At 37.9% G+C, this 24,197-nt stretch carries 22 protein-coding genes; all 22 read right to left on the reverse strand.

The genetic code is table 11. From position 1 onward, the window contains the following. Positions 1-68 precede the first annotated feature (68 nt). Positions 69-425: a 30S ribosome-binding factor RbfA gene (gene rbfA, locus ACUN26_RS15575; protein WP_000776439.1), complete on the reverse strand. Its 357-nt coding sequence runs from the start codon at positions 423-425 to the stop codon at positions 69-71. Between the two features lie 15 nt (positions 426-440). Continuing rightward, complete coding sequence (locus ACUN26_RS15580) at positions 441-722, reverse strand: DUF503 domain-containing protein (RefSeq protein ID WP_000582364.1); 282 nt, start codon at positions 720-722, stop codon at positions 441-443. Continuing rightward, positions 719-2,779 (reverse strand): translation initiation factor IF-2, encoded by a 2,061-nt coding sequence (gene infB, locus ACUN26_RS15585; protein ID WP_000036352.1) that lies wholly within the window; start codon positions 2,777-2,779, stop codon positions 719-721. The genes ACUN26_RS15580 and infB overlap by 4 nt, the downstream gene beginning before the upstream one ends. Positions 2,780-2,783: 4 nt before the next feature. Beyond that, positions 2,784-3,095 carry a YlxQ family RNA-binding protein gene (locus ACUN26_RS15590; protein WP_001286525.1) on the reverse strand — a complete coding sequence of 104 codons (312 nt, stop codon included), beginning with the start codon at positions 3,093-3,095 and terminating at the stop codon, positions 2,784-2,786. After that, positions 3,096-3,368 carry an RNase P modulator RnpM gene (gene rnpM / locus ACUN26_RS15595; protein ID WP_000071127.1) on the reverse strand — a complete coding sequence of 91 codons (273 nt, stop codon included), beginning with the start codon at positions 3,366-3,368 and terminating at the stop codon, positions 3,096-3,098. It lies immediately after the preceding gene. Positions 3,369-3,379: 11 nt separating this feature from the next. Beyond that, positions 3,380-4,486 carry a transcription termination factor NusA gene (gene nusA, locus ACUN26_RS15600; protein ID WP_000102596.1) on the reverse strand — a complete coding sequence of 369 codons (1,107 nt, stop codon included), beginning with the start codon at positions 4,484-4,486 and terminating at the stop codon, positions 3,380-3,382. Between the two features lie 17 nt (positions 4,487-4,503). Further along, positions 4,504-4,974: a ribosome maturation factor RimP gene (gene rimP / locus ACUN26_RS15605; protein ID WP_000359095.1), complete on the reverse strand. Its 471-nt coding sequence runs from the start codon at positions 4,972-4,974 to the stop codon at positions 4,504-4,506. Positions 4,975-5,307: 333 nt separating this feature from the next. Continuing rightward, the gene (locus ACUN26_RS15610) at positions 5,308-9,609 is read right to left on the reverse strand and encodes a PolC-type DNA polymerase III (RefSeq protein ID WP_000060012.1); all 4,302 of its coding nucleotides are present in this window, start codon (positions 9,607-9,609) and stop codon (positions 5,308-5,310) included. Positions 9,610-9,733: 124 nt separating this feature from the next. Next, a complete protein-coding gene (locus ACUN26_RS15615; RefSeq protein ID WP_000814325.1) occupies positions 9,734-11,434 on the reverse strand; it encodes a proline--tRNA ligase in 1,701 nt (566 codons plus the stop codon). Positions 11,435-11,543: 109 nt separating this feature from the next. Continuing rightward, on the reverse strand, positions 11,544-12,800 hold the full coding sequence (gene rseP / locus ACUN26_RS15620; protein ID WP_001090232.1) for an RIP metalloprotease RseP: 1,257 nt from the start codon (positions 12,798-12,800) through the stop codon (positions 11,544-11,546). Between the two features lie 17 nt (positions 12,801-12,817). Next, on the reverse strand, positions 12,818-13,960 hold the full coding sequence (gene dxr, locus ACUN26_RS15625) for a 1-deoxy-D-xylulose-5-phosphate reductoisomerase (RefSeq protein ID WP_000790354.1): 1,143 nt from the start codon (positions 13,958-13,960) through the stop codon (positions 12,818-12,820). Between the two features lie 23 nt (positions 13,961-13,983). Continuing rightward, entirely contained in the window at positions 13,984-14,775 is a 792-nt protein-coding gene (cdsA, locus tag ACUN26_RS15630) for a phosphatidate cytidylyltransferase (RefSeq protein ID WP_000813595.1), read from the reverse strand. A gap of 17 nt (positions 14,776-14,792) precedes the next feature. Further along, on the reverse strand, positions 14,793-15,569 hold the full coding sequence (uppS, locus tag ACUN26_RS15635; protein ID WP_000971308.1) for an isoprenyl transferase: 777 nt from the start codon (positions 15,567-15,569) through the stop codon (positions 14,793-14,795). A gap of 85 nt (positions 15,570-15,654) precedes the next feature. After that, positions 15,655-16,212 carry a ribosome recycling factor gene (gene frr, locus ACUN26_RS15640; protein ID WP_000531505.1) on the reverse strand — a complete coding sequence of 186 codons (558 nt, stop codon included), beginning with the start codon at positions 16,210-16,212 and terminating at the stop codon, positions 15,655-15,657. A 2-nt stretch (positions 16,213-16,214) separates the two neighbouring features. After that, on the reverse strand, positions 16,215-16,937 hold the full coding sequence (gene pyrH / locus ACUN26_RS15645) for a UMP kinase (RefSeq protein ID WP_000042662.1): 723 nt from the start codon (positions 16,935-16,937) through the stop codon (positions 16,215-16,217). Between the two features lie 66 nt (positions 16,938-17,003). Then, the gene (gene tsf, locus ACUN26_RS15650; RefSeq protein WP_001018579.1) at positions 17,004-17,891 is read right to left on the reverse strand and encodes a translation elongation factor Ts; all 888 of its coding nucleotides are present in this window, start codon (positions 17,889-17,891) and stop codon (positions 17,004-17,006) included. A 103-nt stretch (positions 17,892-17,994) separates the two neighbouring features. Then, the gene (gene rpsB / locus ACUN26_RS15655; RefSeq protein ID WP_000111485.1) at positions 17,995-18,696 is read right to left on the reverse strand and encodes a 30S ribosomal protein S2; all 702 of its coding nucleotides are present in this window, start codon (positions 18,694-18,696) and stop codon (positions 17,995-17,997) included. Positions 18,697-19,044: 348 nt separating this feature from the next. Continuing rightward, the gene (gene codY, locus ACUN26_RS15660; RefSeq protein WP_000421291.1) at positions 19,045-19,824 is read right to left on the reverse strand and encodes a GTP-sensing pleiotropic transcriptional regulator CodY; all 780 of its coding nucleotides are present in this window, start codon (positions 19,822-19,824) and stop codon (positions 19,045-19,047) included. Between the two features lie 77 nt (positions 19,825-19,901). After that, positions 19,902-21,293, reverse strand: coding sequence for an ATP-dependent protease ATPase subunit HslU (gene hslU / locus ACUN26_RS15665; protein WP_000550076.1), 1,392 nt, complete (start codon positions 21,291-21,293; stop codon positions 19,902-19,904). A 22-nt stretch (positions 21,294-21,315) separates the two neighbouring features. After that, positions 21,316-21,858, reverse strand: coding sequence for an ATP-dependent protease proteolytic subunit HslV (hslV, locus tag ACUN26_RS15670; RefSeq protein ID WP_000526274.1), 543 nt, complete (start codon positions 21,856-21,858; stop codon positions 21,316-21,318). A gap of 42 nt (positions 21,859-21,900) precedes the next feature. Next, positions 21,901-22,800: a tyrosine recombinase XerC gene (gene xerC, locus ACUN26_RS15675; RefSeq protein ID WP_001101236.1), complete on the reverse strand. Its 900-nt coding sequence runs from the start codon at positions 22,798-22,800 to the stop codon at positions 21,901-21,903. A gap of 65 nt (positions 22,801-22,865) precedes the next feature. After that, on the reverse strand, positions 22,866-24,170 hold the full coding sequence (gene trmFO, locus ACUN26_RS15680) for an FADH(2)-oxidizing methylenetetrahydrofolate--tRNA-(uracil(54)-C(5))-methyltransferase TrmFO (RefSeq protein WP_098821829.1): 1,305 nt from the start codon (positions 24,168-24,170) through the stop codon (positions 22,866-22,868). Positions 24,171-24,197 lie beyond the last annotated feature (27 nt).

A 24,197-nucleotide genomic window follows, 5' to 3' on the forward strand; every position in this document is an offset into this window, starting at 1 on the left:
TAATTCTTTCATAATAATTATCCAAACTTATTTTTCATTGAAAAAATGGATAGACAAATGTCTATCCATTATTCTTCACGTTTACCGTCTTTATTAATTTCATGTAAAAGTGTATCAATTCGATGACCATATCCAATAGACTCATCAAATTCGAAAGAAATTTCCGGTGTTTTACGAAGACGAATACGTTGGCCGATTTCTGAACGAATGAAGCCTTTTGCCTTCGCTAAACCTTTTAATGTACTTTCTTTCTGTTCATCGTCACCTAAAACAGAAATATACACTTTAGCGATTTGTAAATCTCCACTCACTTGCACATCTGTTACTGTAACAAATCCGACACGTGGATCTTTAATTTTACGACTGATAATGTCGCCTAATTCTTTTTTCATTTGCTCGCCTACACGGTTTGCACGTAATTTCATAACTCTTCACCTCATTCAGTACCATTCCAATTGTGTTATCGTACGTTCAATTTCAGGAAATGAATCGATGTACTCAAGTACACGATTCATTTCTTTTTCACAGATAACACGATTTGAGGATACGGAAACAATTGCAATTTCTGTACGTTGCCATACATCTTGATGCCCTACTTCTGAAACAGCTACGTTATAACGCTGCTTCACACGAGTGAGCACCCTTTGCAAAATTGCTCGTTTCTCTTTTAAAGAATGCACATCGTAAATCATACACTCGAATGAGAGTGAAGCGATAATCATCGCTTCACTTCTTCCATAATGTATGCTTCAATGATGTCCCCTTCTTTAAGATCATTATATCTCTCAATTGTAATACCACACTCATAGTTTTGTGCAACTTCTTTTACGTCGTCTTTGAAACGTTTTAACGTATCAAGTTGTCCTTCGAAGATTACTACGCCATCACGGATAATACGAACGCCACTATCACGTGTGATTTTACCGTCTATTACGTAACAACCTGCAATTGTTCCAACTTTTGTTACTTTGAACGTTTGGCGTACTTCCGCTTGACCGATTACTTTTTCTTCGAATTCTGGATCCAGCATCCCTTGCATTGCTGATTCGATTTCTTCGATTACTTTATAGATAATACGGTGTAAACGAACATCAACGTTCTCTAATTCAGCTGTACGCTTCGCATTCACATCAGGGCGTACGTTAAATCCAATTACAATTGCATTAGATGCAGAAGCTAAAATAATATCAGATTCTGTAATCGCACCTACACCAGTGTGAATGATTTTTACTTTTACGCCTTCAACATCGATCTTACGAAGTGATGCAGCCATTGCTTCAACAGAACCTTGTACGTCTGCTTTCACAATTAAGTTAATTTCTTTTACATCGCCCTCTTGGATTTGTTGGAATAAATCTTCAAGGCTTAATTTAGATTTTTCACCACGTTGAGCAACTAACGCTTCTTGTGCACGTGATTCACCGATTTGACGAGCTTTCTTCTCATCAGCGAATGCCATGAAACGATCTCCCGCTTGTGGTACTTCATTTAAACCTGTAATTTCAACAGGAGTTGATGGACCAGCAACTTTTACTCGACGACCAATATCACTTACCATTGCACGAACACGACCGAATGATGTTCCAACAACAATTGGATCTCCAACTCGAAGTGTACCGTTTTGAACAAGTAATGTCGCGATAGTTCCTTTACCTTTATCAAGCTGCGCTTCAATTACAGTACCAGTTGCATAGCGATTTGGATTTGCTTTATATTCTTCTACTTCACTCACAAGAAGAATCATTTCTAGCAAGTTGTCAATTCCCTCGCCTTGAATTGCAGAGATTGGTACGAAAATTGTGTCTCCGCCCCATGCTTCTGGAACCAATTCATATTCTGTTAATTCTTGCATTACGCGATCAGGATTTGCCGCTGGTTTATCCATTTTATTCACAGCAACAATAATTGGTACTCCAGCTGCTTTCGCATGGCTAATTGCTTCCACTGTTTGTGGCATAACACCGTCATCAGCTGCAACAACAAGAATTGTAATATCCGTTACTTGTGCCCCACGAGCACGCATCGTTGTAAATGCTGCGTGACCAGGCGTATCTAAGAATGTAATTTTCTTATCGTTTACTTCAACTTGGTATGCACCAATATGCTGAGTAATCCCACCAGCTTCGCCAGCAGTTACTTTTGAATTACGAATAGAGTCAAGTAAAGTTGTTTTACCATGGTCAACGTGTCCCATAATTGTAACAACAGCTGGACGCTCTTTTAAGTTTTCTTCATCATCTTGCTCATCGATGAATGTTTCGAATTCAGTTTCACTTACAACTACTTCTTCTTCTACTTCAATACCGTAATCAGTAGCAATTAACTCAATTGTATCTTTATCTAAGTCTTGGTTAATTGTTGCCATAATTCCTAGCATGAAGAGCTTCTTAATAATTTCAGACGGCTCTTTGCTTAATTTTTTAGCAAGCTCACCCACTGTAAGGCTTCCAGAGAAAGTAATTTTATCTGGTGTTTCTACAATTTGCGTTTGTTGTCTTCCAGCAAAGTTATCTTGACGCTTGTCTTCGTTATCTTTGCCTTTTTTCTTCTTCTTATTACTGTTCTTTTTACTGCGAACAACTTTCTCTTCTACTTCAAACTCATCTGCAACAGAAGGTTTTTCTTCTTGGTACTCATTATCTAATTTGTTTACTACTTCATCGTCTAACATTGTCATATGATTCGAAACCTCGATATTCATTTCTTTTAGTTTTGTCATAAGATCTTTACTTGAGATATTATGTTGTTTTGCATATTCATGCACTCGAATTTTACTCATACCTTCACCCCCGGTAATTTGTATCGAGCATGCTACGCAGCTTTTTCGCAAAGCCTTCATCTAACACAGCTACAACGACTCGCTCATCTCTCCCAATCGCATGCCCTAATTGTTGTCGATTTTCGACCTTTCTCATTGGTACGTTGTAATACGTCGTTTTATCCGTCATGCGTTTTGTTGTATTCACTGACGCATCTTCAGATAGCAACACAAGCTTTGCTTTGCCACTTCGTACTTCTTTTAAAACAAGTTCTTCACCCGAAATAATTTTCCGAGCCCGGTTTGCTAGTCCTAAAAACGATTTCCAATCGGACACTTATTTCGACTCCTTCTCAACAAGCTCAAGAAGCTCTTCGTATAGAGAACCGTCGATTTTCGCTTTTAGATGATGTTCCAAAACATTTTTCTTTTGAGCTTGAAGAATACTTTCTTTATCTTTCGATAAATAAGCACCTCGTCCTGATTTCTTTCCAGTTAAATCAATGGACACTTCTCCCTCTTTGGAACGAACAATGCGAACGAGCTCTCGTTTTGATTTCATTTCTTGCGTTGCAACACATTTTCGTAACGGAACTTTTCGATTGCTCATACTCATCACCTCTATTCGATTTCGTCTTCAACTGAATCGAATCCGAATGCGATTACGCTATCTTCTTCTGTTACAATACCTAGTTGTTTCGCATCAGACTCACTCTTAATATCAATTTTCCAACCTGTTAATTTAGCTGCAAGACGCGCGTTTTGTCCACGCTTACCGATAGCTAATGAAAGTTGGTGGTCTGGAACAACAACAGTTGTTGCTTTTTCTTCTTCATCTACAAGTACTTTAACAACTTGTGATGGGCTTAAAGCATTTGCAACATATTCTACTGGATCATTTGACCAGCGAACGATGTCAATCTTTTCACCTTTTAATTCATCTACAATGCGTTGTACACGTTGTCCTTTCGGTCCTACACAAGAGCCTACTGGATCAACATCAATGTTCTCTGCATGTACAGAAATTTTAGAACGATCGCCTGCTTCACGTGCCACAGAACGAATTTCAACAGTTCCATCATAAATCTCAGGAACTTCCATTTCGAATAAACGTTTTAAAAGACCAGGATGTGTACGTGATACGTAAATTTGTGGTCCCTTCGTTGTTTTTTCTACTTTCGTAATGAATACGCGAATGCGATCATGTGGTTTGTATTGTTCGTTTGGCATTTGCTCACTTACAGGTAATAAAGCTTCTACTTTCCCTAAGCTTACATAGATGAAACGAGCATCTTGACGTTGTACAATACCAACCATGATGTCTTCTTCACGGTCACTAAACTCCGAGTAAATAACACCACGCTCTGCTTCACGCACTCGTTGTGTTACAACCTGTTTTGCAGTTTGTGCTGCAATGCGGCCGAAATCTTTTGGTGTTACTTCAATTTCTAGTACGTCACCATCTTGATAGTTTGGATTAATTTGTCTTGCTTCTTCAACAGAAATTTCAAGACGTGGATCAAACACATTATCAACAACGTCTTTACGTGCTAAAACTTGAATTGTTCCCACTTCTGGGTTAAAGCTCACACGAACGTTTTGTGCTTGGTTAAAATTGCGTTTATAAGCAGAGATTAATGCTGCTTCAATCGCATCAATAATAATATCTTTGCTAATTCCTTTTTCTGACTCTAATACGAGCAAGGCATCTAACAACTCAGTGCTCATGAAGATCCCCCTTCTAACTAAAACGTAACAGCAAGTCGCGCATTTGCAACTTTATCCATTGGAATTTGGATTTCTTTTTTACGTGTTTTAATTGTTAATAATAGTGTAATTGTAGTACCATCGTAGGAAAGTAGCTTTCCTTCAAACATTTTTTCACCATCAATCGGCTCATATGTTTTAATTGCCACTTGTTTTCCTACCGCTTGCTGGAAGTCTTTCTCTTTCTTTAATGGGCGTTCTGCTCCAGGAGATGATACATCCAAAAAGTAAAGATGAGGAATTGGATCCTCTTTATCTAAAGCTTCGCTTAAACGTTCACTTACCGCACCGCATTCTTCAATGTCGACTCCCTTTTCAGAATCGATGAATACGCGTAAGAACCAGTCCTGTCCTTCTTTCACATACTCTACATCTACAAGTTCAAGATTTAACTCTTCAACGATCGGCTGCGCAAATGCTTCTACAACTTCTGTGACTTTCTTATCCATAAACAGCCTCCTTCCTGCCGCCATGTACCATTTACAAGAAAAGATTCCGTCCATAAAAACGGTCTATCTTATTCTTTCTCGTTAGCTAACAAAAGCCCCTGCCGTTAAGCAGGGAATATCTGTCTTAGTATTACCAAATTTAAGAAGTAAAACTTGTAACAAAATATGTATATACGACAGAAATTTCTTACCTCTCTACATCAATAAAACGTAGATAGTAACACGAAAGAGTGGGTTTCCCCACTCTTTTTTTCACACAATATACATGACATGGTTATCTCGGTTAATAGTATACCATAGCAAATACTGATTTGCAAAGACTTTTCCTACCTGCTAGAACAGTGATAATTGGTTTTGATCAGGTAGATCACCTAAGCAACCTTGACTATCTAAATACTCAATAATCGTTTTAGAAACCTTACTGCGCTGCTGTAAATCTTCTTTTGATAAGAAATCTCCATTTTTACGAGCTTCTACGATACTTAAAGCTGCGTTTGTACCAAGACCAGGCACCGCATTAAATGGAGGAATTAATGAGTCTCCATCAATAATGAATTCTGTTGCATGCGAGCGATATAAATCAACCTTTTGGAATGAGTATCCACGCTCACACATTTCAAGTGTCATTTCTAGTACCGTTAATAAACTCTTCTCTTTCGGCGCTGCATCTAATCCTTTTTGCGCAATTTCATCAATCTTTACACGTATAGATGCTGAACCTTTTGCCATCGCCTCTACATCAAAGTCATCTGCACGAACCGTAAAGTATGCCGCATAGAATAAAAGTGCAAAATGTACTTTAAAATACGCGATACGTACAGCCATAAGTACGTAAGCAGCCGCATGGGCTTTAGGGAACATGTATTTAATCTTCTTACATGAATCAATATACCAACCTGGTACATTATTACTTTTCATGTCCTCTTCCCATTCTTCCGGTACACCTTTACCTTTACGAACCGACTCCATAATTTTGAAGGCTAATGATGGATCTAAACCTTGATAGATTAAATATACCATGATGTCATCACGACAACCGATAACTTCACTCAGCGTACATGTACCGTTATAAATTAACTCGTTTGCATTACCGAGCCATACGTCCGTACCATGTGATAGTCCAGAAATTTGGACTAACTCTGAGAATGTCGTTGGTTTTGTCTCTTCTAACATTTGTCTTACGAATTTCGTACCGAATTCCGGTATACCAAGTGTACCTGTTTTACAGTTAATTTGTTCTTCCGTTACTCCTAATGATTCCGGACCTGAGAAAATTTTCATTACTTCCGGATCATCTGTTGGGATTGTTTTCGGATCAATACCACTTAAATCTTGTAACATACGAATAACTGTCGGATCATCGTGTCCTAGTATATCAAGTTTCAATAAATTATCATGAATTGAGTGGAAATCAAAGTGTGTCGTTCTCCACTCAGCCCCTATTGAATCTGCCGGATACTGTATTGGTGAGAAATCAAAGATGTCCATGTAATCTGGCACAACGATAATACCACCTGGATGCTGTCCAGTTGTACGTTTTACACCGGTACACCCTGCTACTAAGCGGTCAATTTCTGCATTTCGTATCGTTAAATTATGATCATTTGCATAACCTTTTACATATCCATAAGCCGTTTTTTCTGCAACTGTACCAATCGTTCCTGCACGATATACATAATCTTCACCGAACAGTATTTTCGTATAGTTATGGGCACGTGGTTGGTATTCGCCGGAGAAGTTCAAATCGATATCGGGTACCTTATCTCCTTTAAATCCAAGGAACGTTTCGAACGGAATATCATGTCCATCTTTTACATATGAAACATTACATGTTGGACATTCTTTATCTGGTAAATCAAAACCAGAACCTACCGAGCCGTCATTAAAGAATTCTGATTGCTTACACTTCGGACATACATAATGTGGTGGTAATGGATTTACTTCTGTAATTTCCATCATCGTTGCAACGAATGATGAACCTACAGATCCACGCGAACCTACTAAATATCCGTCTACTAACGATTTTTTCACCAGCTTATGTGAAATTAAATAAATTACAGCAAATCCATGTCCGATAATACTTTTTAATTCTTTTTCCAATCGGGCTTCTACGATTTCTGGTAGCTCTTCCCCATAAATGCTACGCGCCATTTTATAACTCATATCACGCGTTTCATCATCAGCACCTTCAATTTTCGGTGTGTATAAATCATCTTTTACTGGATGAACATCACCAATTAATGACGCAACCTTTTGTGTATTCGTTACTACAATTTCTTTCGCTTTGTCTTCACCTAAAAATGAAAAACACTCTAACATCTCATCTGTTGTACGGAAATGTACCGGCGGTAATGAATGTCGATTTAACGGATTTGCTCCGCCCTGCGAACTCACTAAAATTTTACGATACATAGCATCCTCTTGATCTAAATAATGCACGTTCCCTGTAGCGACAACCGGTTTATCCAACGTCTCACCCAGTTTTACTAAGTTAGAAATAATTGTTTTTAATTGTCCTTCATCTCGAACAAGTTCACGTTCTACTAAATGACGTAACACCTCTGGAGGCATTACTTCAATGTAATCATAGAATTGCGCAATTTCTTCTACTTCTTCAGGTGCTTTTTGCATCATTGCCTCAAACACTTCACCTTTATCACAAGCCGTTCCTACTAAAATTCCTTCACGATATTTTTTTAATAGTGACCTTGGTACACGTGGCACACGGTAAAAATAATTCAGGTGAGAATATGAAACAAGTTTATATAAATTTTTCAATCCAACATCTGATGTAGCAAGTAATGTCATATGACTTGGACGCCCACGTTTATACGCATCCCCTTGTCCCATACTATCATTTAATTGATTATGATATTCAAATCCCTTTTCAATTACATCTTTTAGCATTTTCACAAGTAAGTATCCCGTTGCTTCAGTATCATAAATCGCACGGTGATGTTGCGTTAATTCAATATCAAGCTTTTTACACATCGTATTTAATCGATGGTTTTTCATTTCCGGGAATAAGAACCGCGCAAGTTCTAACGTATCAATAACAGGGTTATTCGTTTTTGCTAGCCCTGCCTTTTTAAAACCTACGTTAATAAAGCCCATATCAAAGCTTGCGTTATGAGCAACAAGTGTATGGTCACCCATCCATTCCTCAAACTTTTTAAACACTTCGTCCACTTCTGGTGCATCAGTTAACATATCATCTGTAATACCTGTTAATTCAATAATCGTCGCAGATAATGGTTGATGCGGATTTGCGAAAGATTCAAAACGATCAATGATTTCGCCACCTTTTATCTTTACGGCAGCTAACTCAATGACTGTATCGTATACAGCTGATAAACCTGTCGTCTCAACGTCGAAAACAACATACGTTTCCTCTGCAAGTAAACGATGCGCTTCGTTATATGCGATCGGTACACCATCATTAACTAAATTTGCCTCTACACCGTATATAACTTTAACCCCAGCCTTTTTACCCGCAGAGTATGCTTCTGGGAAAGACTGAGCAACAGCATGGTCTGTAACTGCAATAGCCTCATGTCCCCATTTACCAGCTTGAGCAACAAGCCTAGAGACAGGCGTAACAGCGTCCATTTGACTCATTGGGGTATGAAGGTGAAGCTCTACACGTTTTTCACCTTCTGGCGCCTTATCTTTACGAGATGGTCCTGTTATTTCATTAATATCGTTTGCAATCATTACTAAATCTCGAACGAATGTATCATTTTGAACAGAACCACGTGCTTTCACCCACATTCCTTTTCTCAAGGATTGCAGCATTGGAATATCTTCTTTGTCACGCGAAAACATTTTGATCATAATAGAATCCGTATAGTCCGTTATTTTTAAAGTTAATAACGTACGCCCACTACGAAGCTCTTTTGTTTCTACATGGAATACATACCCTTGAACCGTTTTTCTTCGTTCTTCATCTTGAATTTCTCGCATCGGTGTAATCTCTTCATCTGGCTTAATAAGATATCCGAGTACAACCGGTCCTTCATGCACAACGCTACTTTCTTCAGCTTGCTTCTTCGCCATTTCTTCCATAGCTTGTATTACACGCTCACGGTCTTCTTGCTGAGTTTGCTCACGAAACTTTTGCATTTCTTCTGCATTTTGCTTTATATGTGTGTCTAACTGAAAACGTGGGAATCCAAAAGCTTCGTATTGATCACCTACTGGTTTCGTAACATTTTTCTTTAAAGCAGTAGATTCTAACTCGTTATTCACATTTATTAACAACTTCACTCCATTTACCTGAGGTAGTTGCTTCTTTAAGTAAGCAAACATAGGTGAAAATGTAATTCGCTCCGTACAAAGCGGCCAATATGCCTTCACTTCTTCTTCTGTAAATTGTTTATTCTCTGCTTGTAATGCAAATGTTGTTCTTGCAATATGAGAAAATGATTGCTTAAGCTTCACTTCTAGCAATTCATATAATTCTGTCGGCAAAATACGTGGCACTTGTAAGTCAAAATGCCAACCTTTATTCGCTTTATCAATAACTAGCTTTTCAATACCACCGCCCTGTAAATATTGATTTATAAGGTCTTCTGGTATTTGCAACTGCTGGAGCAAAATTTGAAATCGCTCTTGTTGTTCATTTGTTAATGACATAAGCACTCTCCTTCCATTTGCTATTATAAATTGAAACGTACTACAAAGAAAGATGTCTCCCTTCTTCTTTTACAAAATACGTTTACAAAGAAAGAGAAGGTACCTCATTACGAGGTACCTCTTCTTATTTTAAAATATTAGCAATATATGTTTGAAGTTCTTCTACTTTCACTTCTTCAGACTCGCCTGTAGCACGTACTTTCACTTCTACAATACCTTCATCTGCTTTTTTACCAACCGTAACGCGAACTGGAAGGCCAAATAAATCTGCATCTGCAAATTTAACACCTGCACGTTCTGCACGATCATCTAGTAATACTTCATATCCTTGCTCTTGTAATGAGTTGTAAATATTTTTACCCATTTCACGTTGTGCATCAGATTTCATATTTACTGGAATTACATGCACATGGAACGGTGCTACAGCTTTTGGCCAAACTAAGCCGTTCTCATCATTAAACTGCTCTGCAATTGCTGCCACTGTACGAGATACACCGATACCGTAACAACCCATAATAAGTGCTTGTGTTTTCCCGTTTTCATCTAGGAATGTTGCGTTCATCGCTTCACTATAGCGAGTTCCTAATTTAAATACATGACCAACTTCAATTCCGCGTGCGAAAAGAATTGTTCCGTTTCCATCTGGAGATTGGTCTCCTTCTTGGATGAAGCGTAAATCTGTATATTGACTTACTTTAAAGTCACGTTCTGGATTTACATTTACATAATGGAACCCTTCTTCATTCGCTCCTGAACATCCGTTTACAATTGATGCTACAGCATGGTCAGCAATAATTTCGATATCACCTGTTACACCAATCGGTCCTAATGAACCAACTTCACAATTTAATAATTCTTTTACTTCTTCATGAGAAGCAAGCTCAACAACTGAAGCGCCGTATACATTTTTCACTTTTACATCGTTTACTTCATGATCACCACGAACAAGTACAACTACTAATTTCTCGTCTACTTTAAATACCATAGACTTAATACACTGTTCTGCTTCAATGTTTAAGAATGCAGATACTTCTTCAATTGCTTTTTGATCTGGCGTTGCTACTTTTTCAAGTGCCTTTTCTGCTTCGTCACTCTTCGTATACGTAGCTACAACAGGAGCCATTTCGATGTTCGCTGCATAATTGGATGTATCCGAGTATGCAATAGTATCTTCACCAACATCAGATAATACCATAAATTCATGTGTATCTTTTCCGCCCATTGCTCCAGAGTCAGCAATAACCGCACGGAAATTTAAGCCACAACGAGCAAAAATGTTAGAGTATGCTTTATATAAGCGATCATACACTTCATCTAAGCTCTCCTGCGTAGCGTGGAAAGAATAGGCATCTTTCATTAGAAACTCTCTTCCACGTAATAAACCGAAACGAGGTCTTTGTTCGTCACGGAACTTTGTTTGAATTTGGTATAGCGTTAACGGTAATTTTTTATATGATTTTACTTCATCACGTACAAGATCAGTAATTACTTCTTCATGTGTCGCCCCTAAAGCAAATTCACGAGCGTTACGATCTTTCATACGCATTAATTCAGATCCGTAAGAATACCAACGGCCTGATTCTTGCCATAATTCTGCAGCTTGCATCGCTGGCATTAATAATTCTACAGCTCCTGCGCGTTCCATTTCTTCTCGAACGATACGTTCTACTTTGTGTAGTACTTTTAAACCAAATGGTAGAAAACTATAAATACCAGAAGCATTTTGACGCATAAAACCTGCGCGAAGTAATAATTGATGACTCTTAATTTCAGCATCAGCTGGAACTTCACGTAATGTAGGACTGAATACCATACTTTGTTTCATTTATTCGCACCTCTTCATTTTACTCTTACACGCAGTAAAACCCCTCACCTCGGGTTAGGTGAGGGATTTTATTCTACGAGCTCTATTTCATTATAAGTTTCACTTTATTTTACAAGAAAAACTTACGAATGTCATTCCATGTTACAACTAACATTAGTAACATTAATAATGCAAAACCAATAAAGTGGACCATTCCTTCTTTTTGACGGTCAATCGGTTTTCCTCGTAACGCTTCGATTAAGAAGAAGAATAAACGTCCACCGTCTAAAGCAGGGACTGGTAATAGATTAAATAAACCAAGGTTTATACTTAAAACTGCCGCTAAACTTAGCACACGCGTAAATCCATAATCTACGACTTGATCTGTTAGATTGTAAATTCCTACTGGACCTGACAACTCATTAATAGAAAATTGACCAGTTACTAATTTCACAAGAGACTCAAAAATTAGTTTCGTCCATTCGTACGTTTGTTCAAATCCTGATTTAATCGAACCCATCACTGTTTTCTCTACAGGAGAGTAAACACCAATTCTACCAACTTCTTCTTTACCTTCTTTATCGAGTGTTGGAGTTACTTTTACATTAAGCTGTTCATTATCACGCTTTACTTGTAACGTAATTTCTTTATTCGGGTTTTCACGTACAATGGCAACAACATCTTTCCATGTACTTGTACTTTTCCCATCAATTGCTTGAATTGTATCGTTTTCTTTTAATCCAGCTTGCTGCGCTGCACTATTTTCCATTATTTTTCCGACCATTGGTTTGTCAATGGGAACCCCTTGTACAAATCCAAGAATCACAAAAATAACAAATGCTAAAATGAAGTTCATTGCAGGACCCGCAAAGATTGTTAAAGCACGTTGACCCAATTTTTTAGAGCCAAATTGCCTGTTATACGGAGCAATTTGAATTTCTTCTCCAGCAGTAATGATACGAGCCTTTTCATTCACTCGGAATGTTTGAAGCTCTTCCTCATACTCTTCATAGCCTGAAATCGTTAGATTATGCTCTAAATCGGCTTGTTCGACTTCAATAACACGAACATTTGGATATTTTTCATATCCATCAAAAACTAATTTCACAGCTTCGTCTTTTTCATTTAGCACAAGGCCAACCTTTTTCCCTGGCTTTAACTCAACTGTGTCCGCATCCTCGCCAGCCATTCTTACATAGCCACCAAGGGGCAGTAATCGAATCGTATACACCGTTTCATTCTTTTCAAATGAGAATATTTTCGGACCAAAACCAATCGCAAACTCGCGGCATAAAATGCCTGCTCTTTTCGCGAAATATAGATGCCCTAGCTCATGGAAAAATACGAGTGCACCGAAAATTAATATAAAGGCAATCGCTGTATTCAATTCCATAACCACCTTTGCTAAATTTGTTCCATCACAAACCGTCTTGTGGCTGCATCAATTTCCAGAATTTCCTCTAAGCTCGGACGTGCAATGACATTGTGATGGTTCATTGCTTTTTCAATGAGGTCTTCCACTGTTAAGAAACCAATTCTCTTTTGTAAAAAAGCTTCAACAGCTACTTCATTTGCAGCGTTCATTACAGCTGGCATACTTCCACCTGTTTTCCCAGCCTCATACGCAAAACGTAGACAACGGAAACGTTCTTGGTTCATTTTTTCAAAATGCAATGTTCCCATTTCCCATAAGTTTAACTGTTTTGTATCTGAAAGAGGTAATCTATCAGGATATGTAAGCGCGTATTGAATTGGTACTCGCATATCAGGTGAGCCAAGCTGCGCCATTACACTACGATCTTCAAATTCAACCATAGAATGAATAATACTTTCTTTATGTAAAACAACATCAATTTGCTCATAAGGGATACCAAAAAGCCAATGTGCTTCAATTACTTCTAGTCCCTTATTCATCATTGTAGCAGAATCAATTGTAATTTTCGAACCCATTGACCAGTTTGGATGTCGAAGCGCATCTTCTACGGTCACATGATGCAATTCATCTCTCGTTTTATCACGGAAACTTCCACCAGAAGCCGTTATAATGAGTCGAGAAATTCTTTTTTCATTTTCACCATTCAAGCATTGAAAAATAGCTGAATGTTCACTATCTACCGGAAGTAACGAAACATTATGTTTTCGCGCCGCTTCCATTACTAGATGCCCTGCAGTTACTAACGTTTCTTTATTTGCAATTCCAATTGTTTTTTTCGCCTCAATTGCACGAAGTGTTGGTAACAACCCTACGCTACCTACAACGGCATTTACTAAAATCTCCGCATCTGGATGTAATGCTACTTCTAAAAGACCTTCACTACCATACACAACTTTTGTATTACCAGAAACAGCTTGTAATTTTATAACATCTTCTGCTCTTTGCACAGAAACGATTTGCGGAGAAAATTCTTGAATTACTTTTACTGCGTAGTCAATATTTTTCCCTACAGAAAAAGCAACGAGACGGAATTGGTCTGGGTGCGAGCGTAACACATCTAAAGTTTGTGTACCAATTGATCCGCTTGCACCTAATAAACTAATGTTTTTCATGACTCCAACCCCTCGTTCATTTATTAATTGTATTGCAATAAGAAGTAGAGAATTGGTAACACAAATAACCAACTATCTGTTCGATCTAATATACCACCATGTCCAGGTAAAATTGTACCTGAATCTTTTACGCCATAATGACGTTTAAATGCAGATTGTACTAAATCACCAATTTGTCCAAAAATAGAAATGATAATTGTCAGCACAATTAAAATTACTACATTCGATTCAACTGGGAAGAACACGTTGTATACAAGTGCCACAATAATTCCACAAACGATGCCACCTACTGAACCTTCAATCGTTTTATTTGGACTAATTTCTGGCCATAATTTTCTTTTTCCTAATGCTTTTCCTACGAAATATGCACCTGAATCAGTAGCCCATATAACAAATAATGCGCAAAACACATATTTAATTCCTAATATTCTCGTTTCATTCAGATATAAGAATCCCATTGCAACATATGTTGTTGCCATAAGTAAAAATGAAGCATTATCAAAAGTAAATGTATTCTTAGAAAGGACTGTATATGATAAAAGTAATAAAACAATCACAAACGTAATTTCTAATTTACCTAATCCAATCCACCTAAATAGTTCTGATGCACTACTTGGAACTAAAATAGTCCATAATAATACCGCAGCTAAAACTGTTGGTACTGAAATAAGCGTAAGCTTATTCATTCGAATTAACTCATATAAACCTATAGAAGCAAGTGCATACACTAAAACCGTAAAAGGCACGCCACCGTAAATTACGATGGGAATGAATAGCGCGGCAGCAACCACTCCAGTAATAATTCTCTGTTTCACTACCAAACCCTCTCTTTCTACACGCCTCCGAATCTGCGCCCTCTATGTTGAAAGTCTGTAATCGCACTAAGCAAATGTTCTTCCGTAAAGTCTGGCCAATACACATCCGTAAACCAAAATTCCGAATATGCAATTTGCCATAACATGAAATTACTAATACGTAGCTCTCCGCTTGTACGAATTAACAACTCTGGATCAGGTAAAGAACCCGTCATTAAGTAGGAAGAAATCATTTCTTCACTTATCTCTTCAGCACGAATTTTTCCTTCCTCACTATCTTTCATCATATGTTGCACAGCAGAAACGATTTCATCTCGACTTCCATAGTTTAACGCGAAATTGAGAATTAATCCCGTATTCTCTTGCGTATCTTCCATGGCTTTTTCCATCGCTCTGCGTGTATGCGTAGGAAGACGATCTTTTTGCCCTATTACTCGGACTTGTACGTTTTCTTCAATCAATTCTGGTAAAAATGTACCTAGAAATTCTTCTGGAAGCCTCATTAAATAGTCAACTTCCTTTTTCGGTCTTTTCCAGTTCTCAGTTGAAAAAGCATAAAGAGTTAACACTTTCACATTAAGCTTACTTGCAAATTTTGTGATTTTCTTTACAACTTGCATACCTTCATGATGTCCCGCAATACGAGGCATAGCTCTCCTCTTTGCCCATCTTCCATTACCATCCATAATGATGGCAATATGTTCTGGTATATACCCTTTTTTCACTTCTTCAACGAGATGATCAAACGATGCGTCCTTTTTACTTTTAAAAAAAGGAAAGTTTTTAAACATCATTCATACCCTCCAGCAAGCAGACATATGCCTAAAAGTGTAAAAAGACCCCCTTAAGAAGAGGGTCATATTTGCGAAGTTATCGCTATTACACTTCCATGATTTCTTTTTCTTTGTTTTTTGCGATTTCGTCAACTTTTGCAATATATTTATCTGTTTCTTTTTGGATATCTTCAGTATATCCTCTTAAATCATCTTCCGTAATCTCGCCAGCTTTTTCAAGCTTCTTAAGATCATCGTTACCGTCACGACGTACGTTACGAACCGCAACTTTTGCTTCTTCAGCATATTTTTTCACAACTTTTACAAGATCACGACGACGCTCTTCTGTTAATGCAGGGAATGCAATACGAATTACAGTTCCGTCATTAGAAGGGTTTAAGCCTAAATCTGCTTTTAAAATTGCTTTTTCAATATCACCGATAGAAGTTTTATCATACGGTTGAATTACAAGCAAACGTGCTTCTGGAACTGTAATGTTCGCTAATTGCACAACTGGTGTTGGTGCACCATAGTAATCAACTTGTACCTTATCTAATACAGACGAGCTTGCACGACCAGCGCGAACTGTTGCTAATTCACGAGAATAAGCAGCAACTGCTTTTTCCATTTTTTCATTTGAAGACTTCAATACTTGTTGTCCCATAATTATTTCCCCCTTACGACTGTTCCGATATTTTCGCCTAAAACGGCACGTTTAATATTACCTTTTTCCATAACCGAGAATACAATTAATGGAATATCATTATCCATACATAGAGAAGAAGCTGTAGAATCCATTACACCTAAACCTTCTTTTAATACATCTAAGTAAGTAAGCGTTTCGTACTTCGTAGCAGTTGGATCAATAGATGGATCTGCACTATATACGCCATCCACATTATTTTTCGCCATTAAAATAACGTCCGCTTCGATTTCCGCTGCACGTAATGCTGCTGTCGTATCTGTAGAGAAGTATGGGTTACCAGTACCTGCGGCAAAGATAACAACACGTTTTTTCTCTAAGTGACGAATTGCTTTACGACGAATGTAAGGCTCTGCCACTTGACGCATCTCAATTGAAGTTTGAACGCGAGTTTGAATTCCAATATTCTCTAAACTATCTTGAAGAGCTAGTGAATTCATAACTGTCGCTAACATGCCCATGTAATCTGCTCCTGCACGATCCATGCCCATTTCGCTTCCAATTTTCCCACGCCAAATGTTACCGCCACCAACAACAACAGCAACCTCTACATCAAGTTCTGCAATTTCTTTCACTTGTTCCGCAACTGACTTGATAACAGCTGGGTTAATTCCAAATCCTTGCTCGCCAGCTAAAGCTTCTCCGCTCAGCTTTAAAACGACACGATTATATTTCGGTTTACTCATAATGAACCTCCAATTGCTTACATCTTTATTTTAAAAAAGGGAACACAATGTGTTCCCTAATCTGTATTAGTTGTTACCTTTTACTTGGTTCATTACTTCTTCAGCAAAGTTGTCTTCGCGTTTTTCGATACCTTCACCAACAGCGTAGCGAACGAATCCTTTTAATGTTCCGCCTTTAGACTCAACGAATTGACGAACTTTCATATCAGGGTTTTTAACGAATGCTTGGTCAAGTAAGCAAATTTCTTCGAAGAATTTGCCAAGACGGCCTTCTACCATTTTTGCAACGATTTTTTCAGGCTTGCCTTCGTTTAAAGCTTGTTGTGTTAATACTTGACGCTCATGCTCAACTTCTTCAGCTGTTACAGCATCACGGTCAATGTATTTAGGGTTAACTGCTGCAATGTGCATTGCTACATCTTTAGCAGCTGCTTCGTCAGTAGAACCTTCAAGAACTGTTAATACACCAATACGTCCACCCATGTGTAGGTAAGCGCCGAATGCATCAGCATCCGTTTTTGATACGATTTCGAAACGACGAAGTGTAAGTTTTTCACCAATTTTAGCAATTGCTTCATTGATGTGCTCTTCTACTGTTTTACCGCCTTCAATTGTTTGAGCCATAGCTTCTTCAACGTTAGCTGGTTTGTTAGCTAATAAGTGAGCAGCTAATTCTTTAATTAAAGCTTGGAAACCTTCGTTTTTCGCAACAAAATCAGTTTCAGAGTTTAATTCTAAGATTAAACCGTCGTTACCGTTTGTTTCGATGAAAGTTAAACCTTCAGCAGCGATGCGGTCAGCTTTTTTAGCAGCTTTCGCAATACCTTTTTCACGTAAGAAGTCAATTGCTTTCTCCATGTCGCCGTTTGTTTCAGTTAAAGCCTTTTTGCAGTCCATCATACCTGCGCCTGTTTTTTCACGAAGTTCTTTTACCATTTGTGCAGTGATTGCCATGTTTTTCATCCTCCTAAAATATGTATTTATACCTTTTAAAAAGGTTTTTATACCTTAAAAAAGGTGATAAAAGGCCGAACCCCTTATCACCTTTCCAAATTTGTTACGCAGTAACAGTTTCTTCACCTTGTTTTGCTTCAAGGATCGCGTCTGCCATTTTAGATGTAAGAAGTTTTACAGCACGAATTGCATCATCGTTTGCTGGGATAACGTGATCGATTTCGTCTGGATCACAGTTTGTATCAACGATACCGATGATTGGAATGTGTAATTTGCGTGCTTCAGCAACTGCAATACGCTCTTTACGAGGGTCTACTACGAATAATGCACTTGGAAGACCTTTCATATCTTTAATACCGCCTAAGAATTTCTCAAGACGCTCTAACTCTTTTTTAAGTTGAACAACTTCTTTCTTAGGAAGTACTTCGAAAGTACCATCTTCTTGCATTCTTTCGATGTCTTTAAGGCGCTTGATACGCTTTTGGATTGTTTGGAAGTTTGTTAAAGTTCCACCTAACCAACGTTGGTTAACGAAGTACATACCAGCACGAGTTGCTTCTTCTTTAATAGCTTCTTGTGCTTGTTTTTTAGTACCTACGAATAAAATGTCTCCGCCTTCAGCAGCGATGTCGCGCATCGTTCTGTAAGCTTCCTCAACTTTTTTCACAGTTTTTTGTAAGTCGATGATGTAGATACCGTTACGCTCTGTGAAAATGTAACGCTTCATTTTTGGGTTCCAACGACGTGTTTGATGTCCGAAATGAACACCAGCTTCAAGCAATTGCTTCATAGAAATTACTGACATAATATAGTTCCTCCTAAATGGTTTTTGATATCCTCCGTTTACTTCATCTCTAAGCGAAACTACAACCGTAGCACCAACACTTAAATCAGTAAACGTGTGTACTTTGTACTGACACCACTGCTTACTATATCATACTGAAATATTACAATCAAGTCGAAAATGCGAACAATGTAAAACTTTCTTTATTCACACTCGAATTCTAGTATTACCAACCTGTATTTCTTTTAAGCGAAAAAATAAAATTCAATTCATAGTTTTCCAAAGAACACGATTATGGCGCTTTTCACAAACAACATCAATCTCTTATATACAAAAAAACTCTCCTCATTTGAGGAGAGTTTTTATAAATTAGTTTGTTTTTAATTTAGCAAGTTCATGTAAAAATTTGTCGTTTAATACTTTAATGTATGTTCCTTTCATACCTAAAGAACGAGACTCGATTACACCAGCACTTTCTAATTTACGTAGTGCATTTACAATCACAGAACGAGTGATTCCTACACGATCAGCAATTTTACTTGCAACAAGTAGACCTTCTGTTCCGTTTAACTCTTCGAAAATGTGCTCAATTGCTTCTAACTCACTGTAAGATAATGAGCTAATCGCCATTTGAACAACAGCTTTACTACGTGCTTCCTCTTCGATTTCTTCTGCTTTTTCACGTAAGATTTCCATACCTACTACAGTTGAACTGTATTCAGCAAGGATTAAATCATCATCTAAGAACTCTTGACCAAGACGAGCTAACACTAATGTACCTAGACGCTCACCGCCACCAACGATTGGTACGATTGTAGTTAAACCTTGACCGAATAATTCTCTATTTTCTACTGGGAATGCTGTGTAAGCACTGTTTACATCTAAGTTTGAAGATGTTTCCGTTACATTGAATAAGCTTTGCGTATATTCTTCTGGGAATTGACGCTCTGCAAGCATTTGTTTCATACGCTCGTTCTCGATTTGTTGGTGAATTGCATAACCTAGTAATTTACCACGACGACTTACTACGAATACGTTCGCTTCGATTACTTCACACATTGTATCAGACATTTCTCTAAAGTTTACAGGCTTTCCTGCTGCGCTCTGTAATAACGCATTTAATTTTCTTGTTTTTGCTAATAATTCCATTTCAAAAGTTCCTCCTACATGTTACTCACATATTTTTTCATCACTTGGAAACTAGGGCGAGTCACCTGATGACACTATTACAAAATAAACTGGCTCACATCTTTATTTTTAGCAATTGTTGCTAATTTCTCCTCAACGTATTGAGGTGTTATCGTTATTTTCTCTAACGTAATTTCAGATGCTTCAAACGATAAATCTTCAAGGAGCTTCTCCATAATCGTATGGAGTCTTCTGGCTCCAATATTATCTGTATCCTGATTAACTTGATAAGCAATCTCAGCAATCTTACGAATAGCTTCGTCTGAAAATTCAATTTCTATACCTTCAGTCGCTAATAATGCCATATACTGTTTAATTAACGCATTGTCAGGCTCGATTAATATTTTAACAAAATCATCTGTCGATAATTTTGTTAATTCTACTCGAATCGGAAATCTCCCTTGCAATTCCGGAATTAAATCCGACGGTTTAGACATATGAAACGCTCCAGCTGCAACGAATAAAATATAATCCGTTTTTACTGATCCGTATTTTGTCGCAACATTCGATCCTTCTACAATTGGTAAAATGTCACGTTGCACACCTTCACGTGATACATCTACGCTATTCGACTGCTTACCAGCAATTTTGTCAATTTCATCGATAAAAATAATCCCGAGCTGTTCAGCACGATAAACAGCCTCTTGTGTAACTTCATCCATATCAATTAAGCGCTGTGCTTCCTCATTTGTCAAGAGTTTTCTTGCTTCTTTTACAGAAAGTTTACGTTTTTTCGTTTTTTTCGGCATAAAACTTCCTAATGCATCTTGGAAATTCATTCCCATTTGTTCCATACCAGTTCCTTGTAACATATCAAACATTGAAGACTGTTGCTCAGTCACTTCAATCGATACAATTTCATCTTCAAGAAGTCCTGCAGCAAGCTTTCTTTCCACGTCTTGACGTTTCTTTTCGATTTCAACATCTTCTTGCTCATCGGATGTTTGATTCGAATTTTGAGCACCGCCAAAAAGCATTTCTAATGGATTTTTAAATCCAGATTGCTTCTCCGGACTTGGCACTAAAATTTCAACAAGACGTTGGTTCGCTTGCTCTTCTGCTTTATCTTGAACTTTAACTACCATTTCTTCTTTCACGATGCGTACTGACGTTTCCACAAGGTCACGTACCATCGACTCTACATCTCTACCTACATATCCAACTTCTGTGAATTTAGTAGCTTCAACCTTAATAAAAGGTGCTCCAACGAGTTTCGCCATTCGTCGTGCTACCTCTGTTTTACCAACACCTGTCGGTCCAATCATTAAAATATTTTTAGGTGCAATTTCATCACGTAAATTTTCAGCTAGTTTACTGCGACGATATCGATTTCTTAAAGCTACAGCAACCGCTTTCTTTGCATCTTTTTGACCGATGATGTATTGATCTAATTTTTCCACAATTTGGCGCGGAGTAAAATGTAAATGCATATAAAATGCCTCCCTTACGATTCTACAATTCTTCAACAATTATGTTGTGGTTCGTATAAACACAAATATCGCCTGCAATTTCTAGACTCGCTTTCGCAATCTGCTTCGCAGTTAAATGTTCACTTGCATATTGTTTTAAAGCACGACCTGCAGAAAGTGCATAATTTCCACCAGATCCAATTGCTAAAATACCATCATCCGGTTCAATTACTTCTCCTGTGCCCGAAACAAGGAGCATAGTTGTTTTATCCATGACAATGAGCATCGCTTCTAACTGACGCAGCATTTTATCCCCACGCCATTGTTTCGCCATTTCAACTGCAGCACGCTGCAAGTTCCCGTTATACTCTTCTAATTTCCCTTCAAACATTTCAAAAAGAGTAAATGCGTCCGCAACTGAACCTGCAAAACCAGCTAAAACTTTCCCTTGGAAAAGTCTACGAACTTTACGAGCTGTATGTTTCATTACAACAGCATTCCCCATCGTTACCTGGCCATCTCCAGCCATTGCACATTCTCCATTATGATGAACTGCAAATATCGTTGTAGCGTGGAAATTTCCCATAGAAAAAACTCCTTTATATGTTTTTATAGCTTTAAAAGCAATTTATGCCCGCGGGTGATGCTTCATGTAAACAGAACGCAATCTTTCTTTAGAGACATGCGTATAAATTTGTGTCGTCGACAAATTTTCATGACCTAACAGCTCCTGTACAGTACGTAAATCTGCCCCTTCATCTAACATGTGTGTAGCAAATGTATGCCTTAACATATGGGGACTTATCCGCATTGTCAATGAAGCCTTCTTAATGAGTTCGTTTAATACATAGCGCACACCACGACTTGTTAGCGGCGTACCTTTCGCATTTAAAAATACCATATGAGATTGTTCTTCAGTCTTGTTAGCTAACTGTTTTCTCCCGTTCTCCATATAAGTAATTAAAGCATCTTGTGCATAACTTCCGAACGGAATATACCTTTGTTTTTTTCCTTTTCCCATCACTAAAATTGTTCCCACTGCAAAGTCAATATCGGTAAGTTGTAGGTTGACACATTCACTCACACGGATCCCCGTCGCATACATCAACTCTAATAAAGCTTGATTCCTTTGACCTAGCGGCGTTTCCATATCAGAAACTTCAAATAATTCCTCTAATTCTTCAGCATATAAAAACTTTGGGATTGACAATTCTTTTTTGGGGAGTGACGCAAGTGCAAACGGGTTATCTTTCCGATAACCTTCACGCATTAAAAAACGATATAAACTTCGTAAGCTTGACACTTTTCTTGCGACAGATTTACGGGCTAACTTTTCATCGTGCAACGTCGTTAAGTACAAACGAACATCCGCGTATGTAACATCTAAAAAAGAGGATATGCCTTCTCGCTCCATAAATTGCACAAAATGTTCTAAATCATTTTGATAACTTGCAATTGTATATTTTGAATAATTTCTTTCAATTTGTAAATATCCAACGAATAATTGTAACAATTTCTTCACATTCACATAACTCACCTCAATAAAGGCTACTAAATCGTATCACAACTTAGTAGCCTTTGCAAGAAATTTAACTAAATATTTACAAAATTTCGAATTGTTTCTAAAGCACGTGTAGCATACGCTTCATTTCGTTCTGCCTTCTTTTTGATCTTCTTCTCTAACGGTGCAAATAGACCGAAGTTTGCATTCATAGGCTGGAAGTTTTTCGCATTTGTCGCAGTAATATAATTTGCCATACTTCCCATTGCAGTTACAGGTGGTAATACAACTGGCTCTTCGCCTTTTACAAGTCGAGCAGCGTTAATACCTGCTAATAACCCTGATGCCGCCGATTCAACATATCCCTCTACTCCAGTCATTTGACCAGCAAAGAATAAATCATCACGTTGTTTATATTGATACGTCGGACGAAGTAAATTAGGCGAATTAATAAACGTATTACGATGCATTACACCGTAGCGTACAATTTCTGCGTTCTCCAGTCCTGGAATTAACTGTAACACTTCTTTTTGTGGTCCCCACTTTAAATGCGTTTGGAAACCTACGATATTGTATAACGTTCCCGCTGCATCATCTTGACGTAACTGAACAACAGCATATGGCGTTTTCCCTGTTTTCGGATCTTCTAATCCAACAGGTTTCATTGGTCCAAATACTAGCGTCTGTCTTCCTCTGCTTGCCATAACTTCCACTGGCATACAACCTTCAAAGAAAATTTCCTTTTCAAATTCTTTTAAAGGTACTGTCTCAGCAGCAATTAAAGCCTCATAAAAACGATCAAATTCTTCTTCTGTCATAGGACAGTTTAAATATGCCGCTTCTCCTTTATCATAACGAGACTTTAAATATACTTTGTTCATATCAATGCTGTCTTTTTCAACGATTGGTGCTGCTGCATCGTAGAAATAGAAATAATCTTCACCTGTTAGTTCTTTTAATTGTGCAGCAAGATCAGGAGATGTAAGTGGACCTGTTGCAATAATTGTTGGTCCTTCTGGAATTTCAGTAAGCTCTTCATTCACTACAGTTACATTCGGATGATTCTTTACGTATTCAGTCACTTTAGCTGCAAACTCATGACGGTCAACTGCTAAAGCTCCTCCAGCTGGCACAGAGCACTCATCAGCTGCACGAATAATGACAGAATCCATTAAACGCATTTCTTCTTTAATAACTCCAACGGCATTTGTTAATGTGTTTGCACGTAATGAGTTACTGCACACTAATTCAGCAAACTTATCTGTGTGATGAGCTGGCGTTTGCCTTACTGGTCTCATTTCATATAATTTTACTTGGACACCACGTTTTGCAATTTGGTAAGCTGCTTCACTTCCTGCAAGACCTGCGCCAATGACGTTTACTACTTGTGTTGTCATATATATCACCTTTCCTTTTCTTCCCGA

Source organism: Bacillus sp. WC2503 (assembly GCF_052682895.1).

Coding starts and splice junctions, on each gene's coding strand:
- rbfA (WP_000776439.1), bottom strand. CDS start 425: ATGAAATTACGTGCAAACCGTGTAGGCGAGCAAATGAAAAAAGAATTA.
- ACUN26_RS15580 (WP_000582364.1), bottom strand. CDS start 722: ATGATTATCGCTTCACTCTCATTCGAGTGTATGATTTACGATGTGCAT.
- infB (WP_000036352.1), bottom strand. CDS start 2,779: ATGAGTAAAATTCGAGTGCATGAATATGCAAAACAACATAATATCTCA.
- rnpM (WP_000071127.1), bottom strand. CDS start 3,368: ATGAGCAATCGAAAAGTTCCGTTACGAAAATGTGTTGCAACGCAAGAA.
- nusA (WP_000102596.1), bottom strand. CDS start 4,486: ATGAGCACTGAGTTGTTAGATGCCTTGCTCGTATTAGAGTCAGAAAAA.
- rimP (WP_000359095.1), bottom strand. CDS start 4,974: ATGGATAAGAAAGTCACAGAAGTTGTAGAAGCATTTGCGCAGCCGATC.
- ACUN26_RS15610 (WP_000060012.1), bottom strand. CDS start 9,609: ATGTCATTAACAAATGAACAACAAGAGCGATTTCAAATTTTGCTCCAG.
- ACUN26_RS15615 (WP_000814325.1), bottom strand. CDS start 11,434: ATGAAACAAAGTATGGTATTCAGTCCTACATTACGTGAAGTTCCAGCT.
- dxr (WP_000790354.1), bottom strand. CDS start 13,960: ATGAAAAACATTAGTTTATTAGGTGCAAGCGGATCAATTGGTACACAA.
- uppS (WP_000971308.1), bottom strand. CDS start 15,569: ATGATGTTTAAAAACTTTCCTTTTTTTAAAAGTAAAAAGGACGCATCG.
- frr (WP_000531505.1), bottom strand. CDS start 16,212: ATGGGACAACAAGTATTGAAGTCTTCAAATGAAAAAATGGAAAAAGCA.
- pyrH (WP_000042662.1), bottom strand. CDS start 16,937: ATGAGTAAACCGAAATATAATCGTGTCGTTTTAAAGCTGAGCGGAGAA.
- tsf (WP_001018579.1), bottom strand. CDS start 17,891: ATGGCAATCACTGCACAAATGGTAAAAGAACTTCGTGAAAAAACAGGC.
- rpsB (WP_000111485.1), bottom strand. CDS start 18,696: ATGTCAGTAATTTCTATGAAGCAATTGCTTGAAGCTGGTGTTCATTTC.
- codY (WP_000421291.1), bottom strand. CDS start 19,824: ATGGAATTATTAGCAAAAACAAGAAAATTAAATGCGTTATTACAGAGC.
- hslU (WP_000550076.1), bottom strand. CDS start 21,293: ATGCATTTACATTTTACTCCGCGCCAAATTGTGGAAAAATTAGATCAA.
- hslV (WP_000526274.1), bottom strand. CDS start 21,858: ATGGGAAATTTCCACGCTACAACGATATTTGCAGTTCATCATAATGGA.
- trmFO (WP_098821829.1), bottom strand. CDS start 24,170: ATGACAACACAAGTAGTAAACGTCATTGGCGCAGGTCTTGCAGGAAGT.